This is a genomic window from Phytobacter cepae, from assembly GCF_054165735.1.
Map to the genome: position 1 here is coordinate 4,684,830 of NZ_CM135107.1, position 22,097 is coordinate 4,706,926.

22 protein-coding genes are annotated in these 22,097 nt (G+C 53.7%); 13 read left to right on the forward strand and 9 right to left on the reverse strand.

What is annotated here, in order from left to right; all coding sequences use genetic code 11:
- The first annotated feature begins 33 nt into the window (after positions 1-33).
- Both asd and mscM read left to right on the forward strand, forming a co-directional pair.
- A complete protein-coding gene (gene asd / locus ACUY4Q_RS21965; RefSeq protein WP_458044766.1) occupies positions 34-1,002 on the forward strand; it encodes an archaetidylserine decarboxylase in 969 nt (322 codons plus the stop codon).
- Positions 1,003-1,019: 17 nt separating this feature from the next.
- Entirely contained in the window at positions 1,020-4,352 is a 3,333-nt protein-coding gene (gene mscM, locus ACUY4Q_RS21970) for a miniconductance mechanosensitive channel MscM (protein WP_458044767.1), read from the forward strand.
- A gap of 331 nt (positions 4,353-4,683) precedes the next feature.
- On the opposite strand, the gene epmA is transcribed toward mscM, so the two are convergent.
- Positions 4,684-5,661 (reverse strand): elongation factor P--(R)-beta-lysine ligase, encoded by a 978-nt coding sequence (gene epmA, locus ACUY4Q_RS21975; protein ID WP_458044768.1) that lies wholly within the window; start codon positions 5,659-5,661, stop codon positions 4,684-4,686.
- Positions 5,662-5,953: 292 nt separating this feature from the next.
- Between epmA and frdA the strand changes: the two genes are divergently transcribed.
- From frdA to ACUY4Q_RS22000, 5 genes are all read left to right on the forward strand, one after another.
- Positions 5,954-7,744: a fumarate reductase (quinol) flavoprotein subunit gene (gene frdA / locus ACUY4Q_RS21980; protein ID WP_458044769.1), complete on the forward strand. Its 1,791-nt coding sequence runs from the start codon at positions 5,954-5,956 to the stop codon at positions 7,742-7,744.
- Entirely contained in the window at positions 7,737-8,471 is a 735-nt protein-coding gene (locus tag ACUY4Q_RS21985; protein ID WP_458044770.1) for a succinate dehydrogenase/fumarate reductase iron-sulfur subunit, read from the forward strand. The genes frdA and ACUY4Q_RS21985 overlap by 8 nt, the downstream gene beginning before the upstream one ends.
- Positions 8,472-8,481: 10 nt before the next feature.
- On the forward strand, positions 8,482-8,874 hold the full coding sequence (gene frdC / locus ACUY4Q_RS21990) for a fumarate reductase subunit FrdC (RefSeq protein ID WP_458044771.1): 393 nt from the start codon (positions 8,482-8,484) through the stop codon (positions 8,872-8,874).
- 10 nt (positions 8,875-8,884) lie between these two features.
- Positions 8,885-9,244, forward strand: a complete 360-nt coding sequence (frdD, locus tag ACUY4Q_RS21995; RefSeq protein WP_458044772.1) for a fumarate reductase subunit FrdD — start codon at positions 8,885-8,887, stop codon at positions 9,242-9,244.
- An 84-nt stretch (positions 9,245-9,328) separates the two neighbouring features.
- Positions 9,329-9,859, forward strand: coding sequence for a lipocalin family protein (locus ACUY4Q_RS22000; RefSeq protein WP_458044773.1), 531 nt, complete (start codon positions 9,329-9,331; stop codon positions 9,857-9,859).
- Here the strand turns inward: ACUY4Q_RS22000 and sugE are convergent.
- Positions 9,856-10,173, reverse strand: a complete 318-nt coding sequence (sugE, locus tag ACUY4Q_RS22005) for a quaternary ammonium compound efflux SMR transporter SugE (protein ID WP_458044774.1) — start codon at positions 10,171-10,173, stop codon at positions 9,856-9,858. The two genes, ACUY4Q_RS22000 and sugE, sit on opposite strands and share 4 nt — an antisense overlap.
- A gap of 263 nt (positions 10,174-10,436) precedes the next feature.
- Here sugE and ACUY4Q_RS22010 point away from each other — a divergent pair, with 263 nt between their 5' ends.
- Positions 10,437-11,069: a LuxR C-terminal-related transcriptional regulator gene (locus ACUY4Q_RS22010; protein ID WP_458044775.1), complete on the forward strand. Its 633-nt coding sequence runs from the start codon at positions 10,437-10,439 to the stop codon at positions 11,067-11,069.
- Positions 11,070-11,098: 29 nt separating this feature from the next.
- Here ACUY4Q_RS22010 and ecnB read toward each other — a convergent pair whose 3' ends face one another.
- The 3 genes from ecnB to efp form a co-directional block, all read right to left on the reverse strand.
- Positions 11,099-11,245 (reverse strand): lipoprotein toxin entericidin B, encoded by a 147-nt coding sequence (gene ecnB / locus ACUY4Q_RS22015; protein WP_458044776.1) that lies wholly within the window; start codon positions 11,243-11,245, stop codon positions 11,099-11,101.
- 107 nt (positions 11,246-11,352) lie between these two features.
- Complete coding sequence (locus ACUY4Q_RS22020) at positions 11,353-11,487, reverse strand: entericidin A/B family lipoprotein (protein ID WP_458044777.1); 135 nt, start codon at positions 11,485-11,487, stop codon at positions 11,353-11,355.
- Between the two features lie 97 nt (positions 11,488-11,584).
- Entirely contained in the window at positions 11,585-12,151 is a 567-nt protein-coding gene (efp, locus tag ACUY4Q_RS22025; protein ID WP_458044778.1) for an elongation factor P, read from the reverse strand.
- Between the two features lie 41 nt (positions 12,152-12,192).
- Here efp and epmB point away from each other — a divergent pair, with 41 nt between their 5' ends.
- Together epmB and yjeJ are read left to right on the forward strand one after the other, a co-directional pair.
- Positions 12,193-13,221, forward strand: coding sequence for an EF-P beta-lysylation protein EpmB (gene epmB / locus ACUY4Q_RS22030; RefSeq protein ID WP_458044779.1), 1,029 nt, complete (start codon positions 12,193-12,195; stop codon positions 13,219-13,221).
- A gap of 128 nt (positions 13,222-13,349) precedes the next feature.
- Positions 13,350-14,213, forward strand: a complete 864-nt coding sequence (yjeJ, locus tag ACUY4Q_RS22035; RefSeq protein WP_458044780.1) for a YjeJ family protein — start codon at positions 13,350-13,352, stop codon at positions 14,211-14,213.
- 50 nt (positions 14,214-14,263) lie between these two features.
- On the opposite strand, the gene ACUY4Q_RS22040 is transcribed toward yjeJ, so the two are convergent.
- The 3 genes from ACUY4Q_RS22040 to ACUY4Q_RS22050 form a co-directional block, all read right to left on the reverse strand.
- Positions 14,264-14,617, reverse strand: a complete 354-nt coding sequence (locus tag ACUY4Q_RS22040) for a DUF4156 domain-containing protein (RefSeq protein ID WP_458044781.1) — start codon at positions 14,615-14,617, stop codon at positions 14,264-14,266.
- A 253-nt stretch (positions 14,618-14,870) separates the two neighbouring features.
- Positions 14,871-16,517, reverse strand: coding sequence for a chaperonin GroEL (gene groL, locus ACUY4Q_RS22045; protein WP_458044782.1), 1,647 nt, complete (start codon positions 16,515-16,517; stop codon positions 14,871-14,873).
- A 43-nt stretch (positions 16,518-16,560) separates the two neighbouring features.
- Positions 16,561-16,854, reverse strand: coding sequence for a co-chaperone GroES (locus tag ACUY4Q_RS22050; protein ID WP_013367964.1), 294 nt, complete (start codon positions 16,852-16,854; stop codon positions 16,561-16,563).
- Between the two features lie 266 nt (positions 16,855-17,120).
- On the opposite strand from ACUY4Q_RS22050, the gene yjeH reads away from it, so the two are divergent.
- Positions 17,121-18,362: an L-methionine/branched-chain amino acid transporter gene (gene yjeH, locus ACUY4Q_RS22055; RefSeq protein WP_458044783.1), complete on the forward strand. Its 1,242-nt coding sequence runs from the start codon at positions 17,121-17,123 to the stop codon at positions 18,360-18,362.
- Between the two features lie 40 nt (positions 18,363-18,402).
- Here yjeH and ACUY4Q_RS22060 read toward each other — a convergent pair whose 3' ends face one another.
- Positions 18,403-18,873, reverse strand: a complete 471-nt coding sequence (locus ACUY4Q_RS22060; RefSeq protein ID WP_458044784.1) for an FxsA family protein — start codon at positions 18,871-18,873, stop codon at positions 18,403-18,405.
- A 337-nt stretch (positions 18,874-19,210) separates the two neighbouring features.
- Between ACUY4Q_RS22060 and aspA the strand changes: the two genes are divergently transcribed.
- Both aspA and ACUY4Q_RS22070 read left to right on the forward strand, forming a co-directional pair.
- Positions 19,211-20,647, forward strand: a complete 1,437-nt coding sequence (aspA, locus tag ACUY4Q_RS22065) for an aspartate ammonia-lyase (protein ID WP_458044785.1) — start codon at positions 19,211-19,213, stop codon at positions 20,645-20,647.
- A gap of 99 nt (positions 20,648-20,746) precedes the next feature.
- Positions 20,747-22,048, forward strand: a complete 1,302-nt coding sequence (locus tag ACUY4Q_RS22070; RefSeq protein ID WP_458044786.1) for an anaerobic C4-dicarboxylate transporter — start codon at positions 20,747-20,749, stop codon at positions 22,046-22,048.
- Positions 22,049-22,097: the final 49 nt, after the last annotated feature.

A 22,097-nucleotide genomic window follows, 5' to 3' on the forward strand; every position in this document is an offset into this window, starting at 1 on the left:
CAGGAACGACAAAACAATGGCCTGGAGGCTACCTTGTTAAACTCATTCAAACTTTCGCTTCAATACATTCTGCCTAAACTGTGGCTCACTCGCCTGGCGGGTTGGGGCGCAAGCAAACGAGCAGGCTGGCTGACCAAACTGGTCATCGATCTGTTCGTGAAGTATTACAAGGTCGATATGAACGAGGCGCAAAAGCCGGATACTGCCAGCTATCGTACCTTCAATGATTTTTTCGTCCGCCCTCTGCGCGATGACGTTCGTCCGCTTAACACTGACCCGAACGTGCTGGTGATGCCGGCAGATGGCGTGATCAGCCAGTTAGGAAAAATCGATAACGACAAATTGTTGCAGGCCAAAGGCCACTATTTCAGCCTTGAAGCCCTGCTGGCTGGCAACTACCTGATGGCCGATCTGTTCCGCAACGGTTCATTCGCAACTACCTATCTGTCACCGCGTGATTATCACCGTGTACATATGCCCTGCAACGGTATCCTGCGTGAGATGATCTACGTGCCGGGCGATCTGTTCTCGGTAAACCACCTGACCGCGCAGAACGTGCCCAATCTGTTTGCCCGTAACGAACGCGTCATTTGCCTGTTCGATACCGAGTTTGGCCCGATGGCGCAAATTCTGGTGGGCGCCACTATCGTGGGCAGCATTGAAACCGTCTGGGCTGGCACCATCACGCCGCCACGCGAAGGCATTATCAAACGTTGGACCTGGCCTGCGGGCGAAAGCGATGGCGCTGTTGCCCTGTTGAAAGGTCAGGAGATGGGCCGTTTCAAACTGGGCTCAACCGTCATCAACCTCTTTGCGCCGGGTAAAGTTGAACTCGCTGCCCATCTGCAAAATCTGTCAGTGACAAAAATCGGTGAACCGCTGGCGGCGTCGACAGAAACGCTGGTCACACCCGATGTGGAACCCACACCGCTGCCAGCAGAAGAGATCGCAGCAGAACATGAAGCCAGCCCGCTGGTTGACGATAAAAAAGACGAAGTTTAACGAAAAGGTAAGCTGCTGTGCGCCTGATTATCATTTTTCTGATGGCCTGGTGCCTCAGCCTGGGGGCTTATGCGGCAACAGCCCCCGACGCAAAACAGATCTCACAAGAACTGGAGCAGGCCAAAGCGGCAAAAGCGACACCGGATCAAACCGAAACGGTAGAGCTGCTCCAGGGTGCGCTTAACGCGCTTGAGGAACGTAAAGGTTCCCTTGAGCGCGCGGCGCAGTATCAAGACGTCATCGACAATTTCCCTAAGCTTTCCCGCACGTTGCGTTCGCAGCTGGATAACCTACGCGACGAACCAAAGTCAGTGCCAGCAAACATGAGTACCGATGCGCTGAACCAGGAGATCCTGCAGGTCAGCAGCCAACTGCTGGACAAAACCCGTCAGGCGCAGCAGGAACAAGAACGCGCACGCGAAATCAATGACTCCCTGAGCCAACTGCCTCAACAGCAGACGGACGCCCGCCGCCAAGTAAACGAAGTCGAGCGTCGAATCGGTGCTCAGTCTGCAGCGACCCCGCTCGCCCAGGCACAGAATCTGAGTGCACAGGCCGAATCTGCCAAACTCCGGGCGCTGGTCGATGAGCTGGAGCTGGGGCAATTGTCGGCGAACAACCGGCAGGAGCTGGCACGTATGCGCGCTGAGCTGGCGCAAAAGCAGGCGCAGCAGCTTGATACCTACCTGCAAAATTTAAGAAATCAACTCAACAGCCAGCGCCAGCGTGAAGCCGAGCAGGCGCTGGAAAGTACCGAACTGCTGGCCGAGAACAGCGATAACCTGCCGCAGGGCATTATTGAGCAGTTCAAGATTAACCGTGAACTCTCGCAGGCGCTGAATCAGCAGGCCCAGCGTATGGATCTGGTTGCTTCCCAGCAACGTCAGGCCACCAATCAGACCCTACAGGTTCGCCAGGCGCTGAATACGTTGCGTGAACAGTCACAATGGCTGGGTGCTTCGAATATGCTGGGTGAGGCGCTGCGTGCGCAGGTCGCTCGTCTGCCGGAAATGCCCAAACCGCAGCAGTTGGATACCGAAATGGCCCAGCTGCGCGTGCATCGCATGCGGTATGAGGATCTGATGAATAAGCAGCCTCAACTGCGGCAGACCCGCCAGGTTGACGGTGAGCAGTTGACCAGCGAGCAGAACCGTATTCTGGAAGCCCAGCTTCGTACCCAACGTGAGCTGCTCTCTTCTCTGCTTCAGGGGGGCGATACGCTGATCCTGGAGCTGACGAAACTGAAAGTCTCCAACAGCCAGCTTGAAGATGCGCTCCGTGAAGTCAATGAGGCGACACACCGCTATCTTTTCTGGACCGCCGATGTCAGCCCGATGACCTTCGCCTGGCCGATTGAAATCGTCCAGGATCTGCAGCGCCTCATCTCGCTCGACACCTTCAGTCAGTTGGGCAAAGCGGGGCTAATGATGGTTACCAGCAAAGAGACGTTGTTCCCACTCTTTGGCGCGCTGGTGCTGGTGGGTTTCAGTCTCTATTCCCGCAAACATTTTACCCGCTTCCTTGAGCGCTCCAGCGCTAAAGTCGGCAAGGTCACCCAGGACCACTTCTGGCTCACCTTGCGAACGGTGTTCTGGTCGATTCTCGTTGCCCTGCCGCTCCCGGTTCTGTGGGCTACGCTCGGCTACGGTCTGCGCGAAGCCTGGCCCTATCCGCTGGCGGTTGCCATTGGCGATGGGGTAACGGCTACCGTACCGTTACTGTGGGTGGTGATGATTTGCGCCACCTTTGCCCGCCCGACCGGCTTGTTTGTTGCCCACTTTGGCTGGCCGCGCCACCGGGTGGCGCGTGGAATGCGTAACTACCTGATGAGCATCGGCTTTATTGTGCCTCTGATTATGGCGCTCATCATGTTTGATAATCTCAACGACCGGGAATTCTCCGGCTCGCTGGGACGCTTGTGCTTCATTCTGATCTGCGGCGCGTTAACCGTGGTGACCCTGAGCCTGAAACGTGCAGGCATTCCCCTGTATGTCGACAAAACCGGCAGCGGTGACAACATGGCGAACCGTCTGTTGTGGAATATGCTGCTGAGTGCGCCTCTGCTGGCCATTCTTGCCGCTGCCGTGGGTTATCTGGCCACGTCGCAAGCGCTGCTGGCGCGTCTTGAAACTTCGGTCGCCATCTGGTTCCTGTTGCTGGTGGTTTACCACGTCATACGTCGCTGGATGCTGATCCAGCGCCGTCGCCTCGCCTTCGATCGTGCCCGCCATCGCCGTGCTGAAATTCTTGCTCAGCGTGCGAAAGGCGAAGATGACGCGGCGCATGCCACCAGCACCGAAGGTTCTGTTGAAATTGATGAAAAAGAGCTGGATCTGGATGCCATCAGCGTGCAGTCGTTGCGCCTGGTCCGTTCGATTCTGATGCTGATTGCGCTGCTTTCGGTCATCGTGCTGTGGTCGGAAATCCACTCTGCGTTTGGTTTCCTGGAAAACATTTCGCTCTGGGATGTCACCTCCACCGTACAGGGCGTGGAAAGCCTTGAGCCTATCACCCTGGGCGCGGTGCTGATCGCTATTCTGGTCTTTATCATTACCACCCAACTGGTGCGTAACTTCCCTGCCCTGCTCGAACTGGCGCTGCTGCAACACCTGGATTTAACGCCGGGTACCGGCTACGCCATCACCACCATCACCAAATACCTGTTGATGCTGTTTGGCGGCCTGGTGGGCTTCTCAATGATCGGCATTGAATGGGCAAAACTGCAGTGGCTGGTGGCGGCGCTCGGCGTCGGTTTGGGCTTTGGCTTGCAGGAAATCTTTGCCAACTTTATCTCAGGCCTGATTATCCTCTTTGAGAAACCGATTCGTATTGGCGATACCGTGACAATCCGCGATCTCACGGGAAGCATCACCAAGATCAACACCCGTGCTACGACCATCAGCGACTGGGATCGTAAAGAGATCATCGTGCCAAACAAGGCGTTCATCACCGAGCAGTTTATTAACTGGTCGTTGTCGGATTCGGTAACGCGTGTGGTGCTGACGGTACCTGCGCCGGGCGATGCCAATAGCGAAGAGGTGACGCAAATCCTGCATACCGCGGCAGAGCGCTGTTCTCTGGTGATTGATAACCCGCCGCCGGAAGTATTCCTGGTGGATCTCCAGCAGGGTATTCAACTATTTGAACTGCGAATTTATGCAGCAGAGATGGGCCATCGTATGCCGCTGCGCCACGAAATCCACCAGTTGATACTGGCAGGCTTCCGTGAGCATGGGATCGAGCTGCCATTCCCACCCTTCCAGATGCGTCTGGAAAGTCTGGATGGGCGTAAAACAGCGCGCACCTTAACGTCGGCAGGTAACAATAAGCGTCCGGCAGGAAGTTTGTAGGAAGACGGGGGCATTAGGGGTTAGAGCAGCCTGCGGCCCTCACCCACGGGAAGAGGGAGCCCTACCAAATAATACGAGCACGGACAGTTCCCTCTCCTCTTTGGGGAGAGGGCAAGGGTGAGGGGAAACATGCGGCTTAGAGGGGTATTCCATTCACCTTATGTTTCTTGCTTTTCTATAGCAACAGGACCCTGTCATCGCGGTGACGGTTTTATTCTCATGGCGCAGTGTTATCGCTGTAAAACGTAATATTACTGGGGATTCCTCAGCCCCACTGGGAGAGGGAGAAAACCCCAAAACGGCAACCCGATGGTTGCCGTTTGCTTTTACATCAAGCCCGGTCGACGGTAAACGCCATCACGTCTGCCAGGCTTTCTGCGCCCAGCGCCAGCATTACCAGGCGGTCCACGCCCAGCGCCACGCCGGAGCAATCTGGCATGCCGGCCTTCAGTGCATCCAGCAGGTTGGTATCTACCGGCTGCTGTGGTAAACCACGGGCCGCACGTTTACGGTTATCCTGATCAAAACGCTGCTGCTGCTCACGGGCATCCGTCAGTTCATGGAACCCATTCGCCAGCTCAATACCTTTGAAGTAAACCTCAAAACGCTCTGCCACGCGGTGATCTTCGGTACTGATCTGCGCCAGCGCGGCCTGGCTTGCCGGGAAGTGGTAGACAAATGCCGGACGGTCTTTACCAATATGCGGCTCAACGCCCATGGTGAAGAGTAATTGCAGCAAGGTGTCACGGTCTTCTTCGGTATCGGCAATATTGCTTAGATCGAGCTTTGCCGCTACGCCGCGTAACGCGGTTTTGTCAGCAGAAAGCGGGTCAATATCCAGATGACGCTGGAAAGCCTGCTGATAAGAAAGTGACTCTGCGGCCGGGCACTCCAGCACCTGCTGTAAAAGATCGTCTACTTCATTCATCAGTCGGTACATGTCGTAGTGCGGTCTGTACCACTCCAGCATGGTGAATTCCGGGTTGTGGTGACGCCCCATCTCTTCATTACGGAAACTGCGGCACAGCTGGAACACCGGCCCACACCCAGCGGCCAGCAGGCGCTTCATATGGTACTCGGGGCTGGTCATCAGGTAGAGGTTCATTCCCTGAGAATGACCCGGTCCCACAAAGCGAGTTTCAAACGGGAACAGGTGAATATCTGTTACCGTGGCCTGGCTCATGCAAGGCGTTTCCACTTCCAGCACACCGCGATCGGCAAAGAAGCGGCGAACTTCTGCCATGATAGCCGCGCGTTTCAACAAGTTAGGAATGGATGCGCTCGGCTGCCAGGTTGCCGTCTCGCTCATGGTACTTTCTCCGAATTCTGATAAGGGCACGAAGTCTACCCGCATCGGCCAGGAGAGACAAATTTTGCGCAATACATTTACTGAACATGATAAATGGACGCCAGATCACGCTTCCAGACTGACATTTATCAACCTGAGTGATTAATGGGTGGTGAAGAACGGCAAAACAATCGAACACATCAAATTTCCCTTTTTCTCCTAAGGTTATACTCCCCCCGACAAAAAGGAGTAGTAAACACGTTCGTCTTCGGCGCATGCCGTTGTGCGAAATAATAAAACCTGGAGGAATGTCGTGCATACCTTTCAAGCCGATCTTGCTGTGATAGGCGCAGGCGGAGCGGGACTTCGCGCCGCTATCGCTGCCGCCCAAGCGAATCCTGATGCCAAAATCGCCCTCATTTCCAAAGTTTACCCAATGCGAAGCCATACCGTGGCCGCAGAGGGTGGATCCGCCGCTGTCGCGCAGGATCATGACAGCTTTGAATATCATTTCCATGACACGGTCGCTGGCGGTGACTGGCTGTGCGAACAGGATGTTGTCGATTATTTCGTGCATCAATGCCCGACAGAGATGACCCAACTGGAGCAGTGGGGCTGTCCGTGGAGCCGTCGACCCGATGGCTCAGTGAACGTTCGCCGCTTTGGCGGGATGAAAATTGAGCGTACCTGGTTTGCCGCCGACAAAACCGGCTTCCATATGCTGCACACCCTCTTCCAGGCTTCACTTCAGTTCCCACAAATTCAGCGTTTTGACGAGCATTTCGTGCTCGACATTCTCGTCGACGATGGCCAGGCGCGAGGCCTGGTCGCAATGAATATGATGGAGGGCACGCTGGTGCAGATTCGCGCCAACGCCGTGATCATGGCTACTGGCGGCGCAGGCCGCGTCTACCGCTTCAATACTAACGGCGGCATCGTCACTGGCGATGGCATGGGGATGGCGCTCGCGCATGGCGTCCCGCTGCGGGATATGGAGTTTGTACAATACCACCCAACCGGGTTGCCGGGTTCCGGCATTCTCATGACAGAGGGTTGCCGTGGTGAAGGCGGCATTTTGGTAAATAAAAATGGCTACCGTTATCTGCAGGATTACGGCATGGGGCCCGAAACTCCGCTGGGCGAGCCGAAAAACAAATACATGGAGCTTGGCCCGCGCGACAAAGTCTCCCAGGCCTTCTGGCACGAATGGCGGAAAGGCAACACCATCCCCACCCCACGCGGCGACGTGGTGCACCTCGACCTGCGCCACCTGGGCGAGAAAAAACTGCTGGAGCGCTTACCGTTCATCTGTGAACTGGCGAAAGCCTATGTGGGTGTCGACCCGGTGAAAGAGCCGATTCCGGTTCGTCCAACCGCGCACTACACCATGGGCGGTATCGAAACCAATCAACAATGCGAAACCCAGATTCAGGGGCTGTTTGCCGTAGGCGAATGTTCCTCGGTAGGACTGCACGGCGCTAACCGCCTCGGTTCCAATTCGCTGGCTGAACTGGTGGTATTTGGTCGACTGGCCGGTGAGCAGGCCATGGCGCGGGCAAACTCTGTGAATACCGCGAATGATGCCGCACTGAATGCGCAGGCTAAAGACGTTGAACAGCGCCTCAAAAATCTGGTTAACCAGGAAGGCACGGAAAACTGGGCAAAAATCCGTGATGAGATGGGCGAGTCGATGGAGGAAGGCTGCGGCATTTACCGTACGCCAGAGCTGATGCAAAAAACCGTCGATAAACTGGCGGAACTGCAAGAGCGTTTTAAACGGGTGCGTATTACCGACACCTCCAGCGTCTTTAATACCGACATTCTTTACACCATCGAATTGGGACACGGCCTGAACGTGGCGGAATGTATGGCGCATTCCGCACTGGCCCGCAAAGAGTCACGCGGCGCGCACCAGCGGCTGGATGAAGGCTGCACCGAGCGCGATGACGTGAATTTCCTGAAACATACGCTGGCATACCGTGATGCAGACGGCACCACGCGTCTTGACTACAGCGACGTGAAAATCACCACGTTACCGCCTGCAAAACGCGTTTATGGTGCTGAAGCGGAAGCCGCTGAGAAGAAGGAAGCGACCCATGGCTGAGATGAAGACCTTAAAAGTTGAGGTGGTCCGCTACAACCCGGAAGCAGACGTTGCCCCTCACAGTGCCTTTTACGATGTGCCTTATGATGAGCAAACCTCGCTGCTGGATGCGCTCGGGTACATTAAAGATAACCTGGCGCCCGACCTTAGCTACCGCTGGTCATGCCGTATGGCGATTTGCGGTTCCTGCGGCATGATGGTCAATAAAGTGCCGAAGCTTGCCTGTAAAACCTTTTTACGTGAATACAGTAAAGGGATGAAAATCGAAGCGCTGGCAAACTTCCCCATTGAGCGCGATCTGGTGGTCGACATGACCCACTTTATCGAAAGCCTGGAAGCCATCAAACCGTACATTATTGGTAATCCCCGTACGCCGGATCAGGGGCCTAACAAGCAAACCCCGGCACAGATGGCGAAATACCATCAGTTCTCCGGCTGTATCAACTGCGGCCTGTGCTATGCAGCCTGCCCGCAGTTTGGGCTGAACCCAGAGTTTATAGGCCCGGCGGCGATCACCCTGGCGCACCGTTACAACCTCGACAGCCGGGACAAAGGCCAGCAGCAGCGAATGGCGCAACTGAACAGCCCGAACGGGGTCTGGAGCTGCACCTTCGTCGGTTACTGTTCGGAAGTGTGCCCGAAACATGTCGATCCGGCTGCCGCCATCCAACAGGGCAAAGTAGAAAGCTCGAAAGACTTTCTTATCGCCACCCTGAAACCACGCTAAGGAACGCAAAATGACCCAACGCAAACCTTATGTCCGGCCCATGCCGTCGAGCTGGTGGAAATCGCTGCCGTTTTATCGCTTCTACATGCTGCGTGAAGGTACCGCTCTGCCCACCGTATGGTTCAGTATTGTGCTGATCTTCGGCCTTTTTTCTCTTAAGCATGGTCCAGAGTCCTGGATGAGCTTTGTCAGTTTTCTGCAAAACCCGATTGTGGTGATCTTAAATCTGATAACCCTGGCCGCTGCACTCCTGCATACCAAAACCTGGTTTGAGCTGGCGCCGAAGGCGGCGAACGTCATCATTAAAGATGAGAAGCTGAAACCCGGGCCGATTATTAAAGGGCTGTGGGCGGTAACCGTGCTGGTGACCCTGGTCATCCTCTTCATCGCCCTGTTCTGGTAAGGAGACCACGATGATTAATCCAAATCCAAAACGTTCTGACGAACCCGTCTTCTGGGGATTGTTTGGCGCAGGCGGCATGTGGGGGGCTATCGTTGCCCCGGTGATAGTGCTGCTGGTCGGTATACTGCTGCCGCTAGGACTCTACCCAGGCGAGGCGCTCGGCTATGAACGCGTACTGGCCTTCGCCCAGAGCTTGATGGGCCGCGCCTTCCTGTTCCTGATGATCGTCCTGCCGCTCTGGTGCGGTCTTCACCGCTTGCACCACGCCATGCACGATATCAAAGTCCATGTGCCAAACGGCAAGTGGGTGTTTTACGGTCTCGCTGCCATCCTGAGTGTGGTAACCCTGGTAGGCGTGATTTTTATTTGATATTGCTTGCTCTCCTGCATCGGCAGGGGAGCAATTTTTCCGCCAGGTTCTACACTTAGCTAAAAAACCTGAAAGGAAAATATCATGCGCTTGCTGCCTGTCATTGCCACTGCTGCCGCTGCGTTTTTGCTTGTGGCCTGTAGCACTCCCACCCCACCCTCTGGTGTAACCGTTGTTGAAAATTTTGATGCCCAGCGTTATCTCGGCCGCTGGTATGAAATCGCGCGTCTCGACCACAGCTTTGAACGCGGTCTCGAAAAGGTCACTGCCACCTACAGCACCATGGACGATGGGGGCATTCAGGTCATCAACCGGGGATACAATCGGGAAAGGGGTAAGTGGCAACAGTCGGTGGGTAAAGCCTATTTCACCGGCGATACCCGCCGTGCTGCACTGAAAGTGTCGTTCTTCGGGCCATTCTACGGCGGCTATAACATCATTGCGCTCGATAAAGATTACCAGCATGCGCTGGTGTGCGGGCCGAATCGCGACTATCTGTGGATTTTGTCCCGCACGCCGACATTACCGGATACAGTGAAAAAACAGATGGTTGATATCGCCGCCCGCGAAGGCTTTGCGGTAGAAAAACTGATGTGGATTAATCAGACCTATTAATGGGTGCTGAGTTTAAGCCCAATAATACCTGCAACAATCAGCCCCAGACTGAGCAATCGGGCGGGGCTGGCTGACTCGCCGAGCAGCACCATCCCCGTAATCGCTGCCCCCACCGCGCCAATGCCGGTCCAGATCGCATAAGCCGTACCGACCGGCAGGCTTTTCATCGCCCATGACAGCAGGACGACGCTGGCAATCATTGCCGTTACGGTAATAATGCTGGGCGTTAAACGCGTGAATCCCTGCGTGTACTTCAGGCCGATAGCCCAAACCACTTCCAGAAGACCTGCAATAAGAAGAATTAACCAGGACATGTTTGGCTCCAGTGTGGGGCCGTCCCCGTTGTGAATGGCGCTATCGGGTCGTCCCGACAGGCTGGTGAGAGAAAGTAAATTCTGGCTCAGCAACAGTCACAATGCAATATTTTTGCAATTGCATCGATTTAAGTGACTTAAAGCAAGAAATAGCCACTGTTAGCAGCGTAGTTCAGGCATTTATTCGCCATCTCTACCCCCTATGATGAGGTGCTATCCGGGAAAAGGAAGCCGTGCGCCACTACTCTACTGCGAAGAAAAAAATGTTCAAAATCCTCTTGATTGACCGTTGTTATTTCACCCGAACGGGGCTGGAAACCTGGCTCAATCAAACCGATCTTTTCCCCGCCTCATTCCTGGTGACGGCACTGAATAACTTAATGCTCGCTAAAGAGCATATTGCACAATGGCAACCCGATCTGATCATTGCCGATCTGTTTGGCTTCAAAAACGATCTGCACCATATCCACCAGCTCTCCTCTTTGTTCTCCGCATGCAGCGAAGAGAACCGCCTGATTCTTCTTGATTCAGGGAAGGATGAAGCGCTTACGGAGTACTGTGCACAATATGCCGTTCATGCGAGCCTGTTGAAGACGGTTCCGCTGGAGACACTGGCCTACGCGATTGATGCTGCGGTGTTGGCACGCCCTATTCGTCATGTGCCACAACTTGCCACGCCGCTTTTGACACGTCAGGAAGAGAAAGTGTTATCGCTATGGATGGAAGGCAGAAGTAACCAGTCAATCGCCAGTAAGCTCAGCATCAACGGAAAAACGGTTTATACCTATAAGCGAAATATCAGAATGAAGCTGGGGATGGGGACTCGTTTTACACCGTTTCTGTCACTGCCAGAAGTGACCGCAATCGCGCATTCTTTGCCAGAAAGCCTGAATTAACGGTACGGCATACGCCGTACCGACAGGGATTACTGCTGCGCTTTCGTTGCTGCGCCCGAGATAGCGCTGCCGCCATCGGAGATATCCTGACCCACACCACGGGTGGTGTTACAGCCAGTCAGCACAGTAGAAAGTACCAGAACAGAAAAGATCGCAGCAATTGTCTTCTTAACCATAATATCTTCCTTTTATAGCCAATATTGTTTGTGTATAGCCACTTAAGCATAGACAAGATTGCGCAACATGCCGGAAGAGAGATGATTTTTAGGACGATGTGAAAGTATTAGCTGGCAGCGTGGGAAATAGAACTGCCGAGGTGTTTAATGTCTTCACCAAAACCACGTGCGGTATTGCACCCGGCGAGCAAGGTAGTGGCGACAAGAATAAGCGCGACAAGACTGAGAAGACGTTTCATCATTTCTGCCCTGAAAAATAATGGCGCAACAGGGCTGCTGCGCCATCACTCAACACAAAATCTTCAAGCTGCGATAAGGCCGCTTAAAAGATAACGTGGATTACTTAACGCGGGATACGTATTCGCCTGAGCGGGTATCCACTTTGATCACTTCGCCAATCTGTACGAACAGCGGAACTTTAACCACTGCGCCAGTGCTCAGCGTTGCTGGTTTACCGCCGGTACCTGCGGTGTCGCCTTTCAGGCCTGGGTCGGTTTCAATGATTTCCAGCTCAACGAAGTTCGGCGGCAGAACCGCGATCGGACGACCGTTCCACAGGGTAACGATACATTCAGCCTGATCCAGCAGCCATTTCGCGTTGTCGCCAACCGCTTTCTCGTCAGCAGCCAGCTGCTCGAAGGTCTCGTTGTTCATGAAGTGGTAGAACTCACCGTCGTTGTACAGGTAAGTCAGGTTCATATCGACAACGTCAGCACCTTCAGCGGAGTCAGTAGATTTGAAGGTTTTCTCAACGCGAGTACCGGTCAGCAGGCGGCGCAGTTTAACACGTGCGAATGCCTGACCTTTACCCGGTTTCACAAATTCACTGGCTTCAACCGCGTACGGTTCGCCGTCCATCATGATTTTAAGACCGGCACGAAAATCGTTGCTATAGTAAGTCGCCATAAAGGCCCTCTAAAATTGTTAACTGGTAGCTAAGCCACAAAATGGCGCATATTGTAACCCTAAATACCCCATCCAGAGAAGATTGGTTAGTGCAACTTGCCGATGTAATAACCGATCCCGATGAACTACTGCGCGTTTTAAATATAGACGCTGACGATAATCTCCTTGCCGGACGGGAGGCAAAGCGCCTGTTTGCGCTGCGCGTACCCCGCGCGTTTGTTGCGCGCATGCAAAAAGGCGATCCCAACGATCCGCTTTTACGTCAGGTTTTAACCTCACGCGAAGAATTTCTCGCTGCCCCAGGTTTTAGCACGGATCCGCTGGAAGAGCAGCATAATGCCGTGCCGGGTCTGTTGCACAAATACCGCAACCGCGCTCTGCTGCTGGTAAAAGGCGGCTGTGCGGTGAACTGCCGTTACTGCTTCCGGCGTCATTTCCCGTATGCCGACAATCAGGGCAATAAACGTAACTGGCAGGTCGCACTGGACTATATTGCCGATCATCCGGAGCTGGATGAGATCATTTTCTCCGGCGGCGATCCCTTGATGGCGAAAGACAAGGAACTGGACTGGCTGCTTGAACAGCTTGAAGCGATTCCACATATCAAGCGTCTGCGCATCCACAGCCGTCTGCCCATTGTTATCCCGGCACGCATCACTGATAACCTGACCGCACGTTTCGCCCGTTCTACGCTGCAAATCCTGCTGGTCAACCATATCAATCATGCCAGAGAGATTGATGAGGAATTCCGCACGGCAATGGCAAAATTACGTCAGGCGGGTGTGAGACTGCTTAATCAAAGCGTGTTGCTGCGTGATGTTAACAACAATGCGCAGACGCTGGCCGACCTCAGCAATGCCTTGTTTGATGCGGGTGTGATGCCCTACTACCTGCATGTGTTGGATAAAGTACAGGGGGCGGCTCACTTTATGGTGAGTGACGACGAGGCCCGCACTATTATGCGCGAATTACTCACGCTGGTGTCCGGTTATATGGTGCCGAAGCTGGCCCGTGAAATTGGTGGCGAACCGAGTAAGACGCCGCTGGATTTACAATTGCGCCAATCGTAATAACCTCTCCTGTTATTTCCCCGGATGAATTGATTATTCATCCGGGGATCAATGTGCTTTATTTTTTGTTATGATGGCACACTGCATTTATGCATGAATATAAAATATGAATGGTTAAGGAGAACCAGATGATATTCACTATTATGAGTGTCAATACCGGCGTTATTCTTCAAAATGATAAATTCGCGGCTTTAGCCTTAAAAATCAAACATCCTAAAAGTAAGCAGTCTTTACTTTTTTTCCCTCTGGTTGCGCTGAAAGATCTTCTGCTCGGCCTCGAACATCGGCTTACGCTGCAGGCGGCATCTGCGGGGAAGGCCAAAGAACAGCAACGTAAATCCATTGATTCTACAACTAAAAAGATGCAAAGCCATATTCCAGCTATTGATGTGGACGAGCTACAAAACGCCGATATTGGTCAGCGCGTTAATAAAGTAGAATTGCGCGAAAACAGTGAAAACGAGCTCGTTTTTGTTTTTTCTTTGCAGTGTGGCGAAACATTTAAATTAGGCATTAATGCCCAGCAGATTGAATTACTGGTCACGGCAATTATTCATGCAATAAATAATGCGGGCATGCGTGATGTGGCCCTCAGCCTCTCGTCTATTCTGGATTTTCTTCCCTTATACGATGCCGAGTTTTTATCTGATGGCAATATTGCCTATGACACTTATTTTCAGGATGAATGGAAACAGGCGTTATTTATTCATCACCACGCCCTGGTGTATCACTACACCGATGAAAATGGCGAGGTGCAGTATGGCGGAACGGTGATCAAAACCCGCAGTGTATCGAACAGCGACGACATGGCAGCCATTACCCGCCGGGTGCTGGATTACAGCCACCGTTTGAACAAGCTAAAAGGGAAGCCGTGCCAGGTGAGTGTTAAAACGCTGAGTTCCGATAAACGGCACCGTCTGACGCTTGAACAATGTATGCGCAGCCTGCAACTGTTGCAGCAGCAGGTTAAACAAAAATCCGCAGAAAAGTAATTTCAACATGCCCCTGAGACAATTCAGGGGCACCGTGCATTCTCATGACATCAGTTCGGGCATTTATAGACCTGACCGTTCATTTCGCTGGCGGTCGGCACGAAGCTGGACAGGAAGCCCTGCGTCGGACTGGTTACGCTAAAAATCACGTTACCGCCCATCTGGGCTGCCTGATTACGCAGATCGTTCGCTGCGCCACGCATTGAGCCGCCCTCTTCCCCATGCTGCCCGGACAGCCAGTTGTTTTGCTTGCCGGTAGCGGTACCCAGATACTGGCATTCTGCGGCCGGCTTATCTTCAACAAAGCGTACATTCTGCCCGCCTGAAGAGAGCTCATTGCCGGAACTGCAACCTGCCAGCAATAAGGCTGCACCCACGATCCCTGCTAAATATTTTACCTGCATGTTATTCCCCATAATCAATGAGCTGGACGTCTTACGTCCGTGTATGAATCTTATACTAAAAAGATGACCAAAAGAAAAACCCCCGGCCATTTCTGCCCGGGGGTTTCTCATTTTTAGCGAGATGTTTATTTAATCGAATAATTCAGGTTGCAGGAAGGCGACAAGTTCATGAATCCCAGGAGCTTACATGAGTAAGTGACTGGGGTGAATGAACGCAGTCAACGCACCTGCGGCCTGAAGTATGGAGATTAAATTACATCATGCCGCCCATTCCACCCATGCCGCCCATACCACCAGCAGCACCTAAGTCAGGGCCGTCGCCTTTCGGCAGGTCGGTTACCATGCACTCGGTGGTGATCATCAGGCCAGCCACAGATGCCGCGTACTGCAGAGCAGAACGGGTCACTTTGGTTGGATCCAGGATGCCCATCTCGATCATGTTGCCGTATTCTTCGGTCGCAGCGTTGTAACCGTAGTTGCCGTCACCCGCTTTCACGGTGTTAGCCACAACAGACGGCTCTTCGCCGCAGTTCAGCACGATCTGACGCAGCGGAGATTCCATCGCGCGCAGCGCAACTTTGATACCCACGTTCTGGTCTTCGTTCTGACCACGCAGTTCGCCCAGTTTGCTTGCAACGCGAATCAGTGCAACACCGCCGCCTGCAACCACGCCTTCTTCAACCGCAGCACGGGTCGCGTGCAGAGCATCTTCAACGCGTGCTTTTTTCTCTTTCATTTCAACTTCGGTCGCAGCACCGACTTTGATTACCGCAACGCCGCCAGCCAGTTTCGCTACGCGCTCTTGCAGTTTTTCACGGTCGTAATCAGAGGTCGCTTCTTCGATCTGCTGACGAATCTGCGTCACACGACCCTGAATTGCCGTTTCGTCACCCACGCCATCGATGATGGTGGTGGTGTCTTTGTTGATCACAACACGTTTAGCCTGACCCAGGTCTTCCAGGGTTGCTTTTTCCAGCTCCATACCGATCTCTTCAGAGATAACGGTACCGCCGGTCAGGGTAGCGATGTCCTGCAGCATAGCTTTACGACGGTCGCCGAAGCCTGGTGCTTTAACCGCAGCCACTTTCACGATGCCGCGCATGGTGTTAACCACCAGGGTCGCCAGCGCTTCGCCTTCAACATCTTCAGCGATGATCAGCAGCGGTTTGCCAGCTTTCGCAACGGCTTCCAGCACTGGCAGCATTTCGCGGATGTTGGAGATTTTTTTGTCAGCCAGCAGAATGAACGGGCTTTCCAGCTCAACAGCACCGGTTTCCGGTTTGTTGATGAAGTACGGGGACAGGTAGCCACGGTCGAACTGCATACCTTCAACCACGTCCAGTTCGTCCTGCAGACCGGTACCGTCTTCAACGGTGATCACGCCTTCTTTACCGACTTTATCCATCGCTTCAGCGATCAGTTTACCTACGGTTTCGTCGGAGTTAGCGGAGATGGTACCAACCTGAGCAATCGCTTTAGAGTCAGAGCATGGAACGGAAAGGGCTTTCAGCTCTTCAACCGCAGCAGTGACAGCTTTGTCGATACCACGTTTCAGGTCCATCGGGTTCATGCCAGCAGCAACGGCTTTCAGGCCTTCGGTGATGATGGACTGTGCCAGTACGGTCGCGGTGGTGGTGCCGTCGCCTGCAGCGTCGTTCGCTTTAGAGGCCACTTCTTTCACCATCTGCGCGCCCATGTTTTCGAACTTGTCTTCCAGTTCGATTTCACGTGCCACAGAAACGCCATCTTTAGTGATGGTCGGTGCACCGAAAGATTTATCCAGAACCACGTTACGGCCTTTCGGGCCCAGGGTCACTTTCACTGCATCTGCCAGTACGTTTACGCCGCGCAGCATTTTCACACGAGCGTCGTTACCGAATTTTACGTCTTTAGCTGCCATTTTTTCTTTCCCTTAAATTCGTATGTTCAGTGTCGGTCGCGGATTACGCTTCAACAATTGCCAGGATGTCGCTTTCGGACATGATCAACACTTCTTCATTGTCGATCTTCTCAGATTTCACGCCGTAGCCGTCGTTGAAAATCACGATGTCGCCCACTTTTACGTCCAGCGGCTGCACAGTACCGTTTTCCAGAATGCGGCCCTTACCGACAGCGATGATTTCGCCACGCGTTGATTTGCCTGCTGCTGAACCGGTCAGAACGATGCCGCCAGCGGATTTGGATTCAACTTCTTTACGTTTGACGATCACACGATCATGTAACGGACGAATACTCATTGATAGCTCTCCTTTGAGAAAGTCATTATCAGTTATGGATGGCGCCGGTCCGCACTGGCTTCTCCGGCTGGTGACCTGAGAGATGGGGATCGGTTTTTCCCCCTTCAAGGGGGATCCTAAAAAAAATTCGTATAAATGCGCTCTGGGGCAAGAAAAGCAGAAGGCAAGCCGCAGTATCAGGCAGGCTGGCCCGCAGCCATAAGTAAAATCTATTGTGATAGCATGGCCCTAACGACAACGTGATGACAAAGACAGGGAAAAGAAGCATGGCAGGATTAAAACAAGAGCTGGGGCTGGCGCAAGGTATTGGGCTGCTATCCACCTCATTGCTGGGGACAGGCGTGTTCGCCGTGCCCGCACTGGCGGCGCTGGCGGCAGGTGATGACAGCCTGTGGGCCTGGCCGGTCTTAATCGCCCTCGTTTTCCCTGTCGCCATCGTCTTTGCCGTGCTGGGGCGGCGCTTTCCCAGCGCAGGCGGCGTCGCGCATTTTGTTGGTATGGCATTTGGCCCCCGGCTTGAGCGGGTGACCGGCTGGCTGTTTTTATCGGTGATCCCGGTCGGCCTTCCGGCTGCTTTACATATTGCGGCTGGCTTCGGACAAGGGATGTTTGGCTGGCAGGGCTGGCAGCTATTAATGGCTGAACTGGTAACGCTGGGGCTTATCTGGCTGGTCGGCACGCGCGGAGCGGGCTCCAGCGCCAACTTACAGATGATCATTGCCGGGCTTATCGTCGCCTTGATTGCAGTTATCTGGTGGAAAGGCGACTTGTCCCTGTCGACCATCCCCTTCCCTGCACCTGCGGATGTCTCGCTTTCTGGTATGACGGGCGCGCTGGCGGTGATGTTCTGGTGTTTCGTCGGGCTTGAAGCCTTCGCCCATCTGGCATCTGAATTTAAACACCCGGAGCGGGATTTCCCTCGCGCATTAATGATTGGCCTGATGCTGGCCGGTTCCGTTTACTGGGCTTGTACCGTGGTGGTACTGCATTTCGATCTCTGGCGCGCCCAGGGTGCCGCCGCGTCACTGCCCATTATCGTGGTAAACCTCTTCGGCAAAGAGACGCTGTGGATGGCCTGTATTATTGGCTACCTCGCCTGCTTCGCCAGTCTTAACATTTATATCCAGAGTTTTGCACGCCTCGTCTGGTCGCAGGCCCAGTATAAGCCGCAGAGCCCGCTGGCCCGCCTCACCCCCCGGCAGATCCCGCTTAATGCGCTCAATGCGGTACTGATCTGCTGCGTCATCTGTACGCTTGGCATCTATGCCTTCTCCATCAATCTCGACACGCTGATCATCTACGCCAATGGCATCTTTATTCTTATCTATCTGCTTTGCATGATGGCGGGATGTCGCCTGCTGACCGGCCGTTACAAGGCGCTGGCCTGGGTGGGCAGCATTTTGTGCCTGCTGTTACTAGCCATTCCCGGCTGGAAGAGCCTGTACGCGATTATGATGCTGGCAGGGCTGTGGTTGCTGTTACCGAAACGCACGCTGGTGACACAATAAAAAAAGCCCGGTTAACCGGGCTTCTCTCTCAACGTAACGGTTAACGATCGTCTTTGTGATCCAGACGGTCGTGTTGTTCGTCTTTACGCTGGTATTCACCTTCAAAGGTATTGCCCGCACCGGGCCCCGCGCTGAAACCACCGCCCGGCATACGGGCAAAACGCAAGTGCGGCATCAGTTTAAGCGTCAGCAGCTTCTGCAAAGGTGGCAACAGCAGCAACAGCCCCAGCAGATCGGTAAAGAATCCCGGCAGCAGTAACAGCAGACCGGCGATAATCAGCGAGACGCTTTTGATCATCTCCGCCGCAGGGCTTTCGCCTGCCGCCATCTTTTGCTGCATCAGCAGGAAGTTTTTGAAGCCCTGATTGCGCACCAGCGACATCCCAATGACCGAAGTGAAAATTACCAGCAGCAGCGTCATCAGGACACCAAACACATGCGCGACCTGAATGAAAATAGAAATCTCAATGTACACATACAAAAAAACAGCTAATAGCGGTATCCAGCGCACTGGCATCTCCTGTTAGGGGACGAACGCCTCTGGCACCCGTCGAGTATGGTTTGCGATTCGCATCCTGATGAGATGGTGATGGTTAAGACAAAATTCAATTTTTAGACTCAACTATTTTTTTGCGAGTTCGCAAGCGGTGACTCATTTCACAGATTAATGATTCTGCTGGAACAGCTAAGATAATAAGTGATCCAGATTACGGCATTTCGTCATAATCAGAATATGATCGCGAGTATCTGGCCGATAAAGGAGATAATCGTCGGTCAGTAATCACACATAACCACATATCTACTGTGTGTTTGGTGCATTCATTCGTAGCTTGAAAAAGAAGGTTCACATGTTAAACAACATTCGTATCGAAGAAGATTTGTTGGGCACAAGGGAAGTACCAGCGGACGCCTATTATGGCGTGCATACTCTTAGAGCGATTGAAAACTTCTACATTAGTAATAGCAAAATCAGCGACATCCCGGAATTTGTCCGTGGCATGGTAATGGTAAAAAAAGCGGCTGCTCTGGCAAACAAAGAGCTGCAAACCATCCCGAAGAGCATTGCGAATACCATCGTGGCAGCATGTGATGAAGTCCTTAACAACGGCAAATGTATGGACCAATTCCCGGTTGACGTCTATCAGGGCGGCGCCGGAACCTCGGTGAATATGAACACCAACGAAGTCCTTGCAAACATTGGCCTCGAGCTGATGGGCCACCAGAAGGGTGAGTACCAGTACCTCAACCCCAATGACCACGTGAATAAATGCCAGTCCACCAACGACGCCTACCCCACCGGATTCCGTATCGCGGTCTACACCTCGGTTCTGAAACTGATTGATGCGATAAATCAGTTGGGTGATGGCTTCGAGCATAAAGCCGCTGAGTTCCGCGACGTGCTGAAAATGGGCCGTACCCAGTTGCAGGACGCAGTGCCAATGACCCTCGGTCAGGAATTCCACGCCTTCAATGTGCTGCTTAAAGAAGAGACCCGAAACCTGCTGCGCACTTCCGAACTGCTGCTGGAAGTGAACCTCGGCGCAACGGCGATTGGTACACGTCTGAATACCCCGGACGGTTACCAACAGCTGGCGGTACAGAAGCTGGCGGAAGTCAGCAACCTGCCGGTGGTGCCCGCAGAAGATCTGATTGAAGCGACCTCCGACTGTGGGGCTTACGTGATGGTGCACAGCGCCCTGAAACGCCTCGCCGTGAAGATGTCCAAAATCTGTAACGACCTGCGCCTGCTCTCCTCCGGTCCTCGTGCCGGCCTGAACGAGATCAACCTGCCTGAACTGCAAGCGGGCTCGTCTATCATGCCGGCCAAAGTGAACCCGGTGGTGCCAGAAGTGGTGAACCAGGTCTGCTTTAAAGTGATTGGTAACGACACCACCGTCACCATGGCCTCCGAAGCAGGTCAGTTGCAGCTGAACGTGATGGAGCCGGTAATTGGCCAGGCGATGTTTGAGTCCATCCATATTCTGACCAACGCCTGCTACAACCTGCTGGAAAAATGCGTGAACGGCATTACCGCCAACAAGTCCGTTTGTGAGGGCTATGTTTATAACTCTATCGGCATTGTCACCTACCTCAACCCGTTTATTGGTCACCACAATGGCGACATCGTCGGCAAAATCTGCGCCGAAACGGGCAAAAGCGTGCGTGAAGTGGTACTGGAACGTGGCCTGCTCACCGAAGCAGAGCTGGATGATATTTTCTCCGCACAGAACCTGATGCACCCAGCGTACAAGGCCAAGCGTTATACCGATGAAAGCGAACAGTAATACTGGCGGCTAGTGGAAAAAGGCGCGTCAGCAGACGTGCCTTTTTTTTGGCCTTCAGTAAAAAAATTCAATCTCACTTCATCAACAAGGAAGGCAATTATGTTTGCTGCAGAACTCGTCCTCGTGCTGCTGGCTATTTACCTGGGGGCCAGACTCGGTGGCATCGGCATTGGTTTTGCCGGTGGCTTCGGCGTGCTTGTACTCACCCTCTTTTTTCAAGTCAAACCTGGCGCAATCCCCTTCGATGTCATTGAAATCATCATGGCCGTTATCGCCTCTATTGCCGCGATGCAGGTGGCAGGGGGAATGGATTACCTGGTAAGCCTGGCGGAGCGTATGCTGCGCCGCCATCCCAAATACATCACCTTTCTCGCCCCCCTGGTCACCTGGTTTATGACCATTCTGGCGGGTACCGGGCATACGGCATTTTCCACGCTGCCGGTGATTACGGAAGTGGCAAAAGAGCAGGGTATCCGCCCGTCACGCCCGCTCTCTATTGCCGTGGTGGCCTCGCAAATTGCCATCACCGCCTCACCCATCTCCGCCGCCGTGGTCTTCTTTGCCGGGATTCTTGAGCCGCTGGGCGTGAGCTATTTGACGCTGCTGGCCATCTGTATTCCGGTGACGCTAATTGCCGTAATGCTGACGGCGGTGGTCTGTAACTTCCTCGGCGCTGAACTGAAAGACGATCCGGTTTATCAGGAACGCCTGGCGAAAGGAGAGGTAAAACTGCGCGGCAGCCAGGTGTTTGAACTGAAACCACACGCGAAGCGCTCCGTACTGCTGTTTTTAATCGGTATCGTGGCGGTGATGTTCTATGCCACCGCCATCAGCGACACCGTTGGCCTGATCAAAAATCCGGTTCTGCCACGTAACGAAGCGATCGTGGTCTTTATGCTGACTATCGCCACTTTGATCAGCATCACCTGCAAAATCGACACCAGCGAAGTACTGAACGCCAGCACCTTTAAATCCGGTATGAGTGCCTGCGTCTGCGTACTGGGTGTGGCCTGGCTGGGCGATACCTTCGTTAAAGCCCATATTACCGACATCCAGACGGTGGCGGGTGACCTGCTGCACAACTACCCGTGGCTGCTGGCGGTGGTATTGTTCTTTGCCTCGACGCTGCTCTACTCCCAGGCAGCGACCACCAAGGCGCTGATGCCAGCGGCTCTACTGCTGGGCGTGAGTCCTCTCACTGCCGTTGCCTCTTTTGCTGCGGTATCGGCGCTGTTTGTGCTGCCGACCTATCCTACACTGCTGGCGGCGGTGGAGATGGATGACACCGGTTCAACGCGCATTGGTAAATATGTGTTCAACCATGCATTTTTAGTCCCGGGTGTGATTGCCATTTCGCTCTGCGTGCTGCTCGGCTTCGTGATTGGCGGTATTCTGTTGTAAAAGTTGTTAAAACCGGGCCGCACTGCGACCCGGTTTTTCTGCGCGTGGT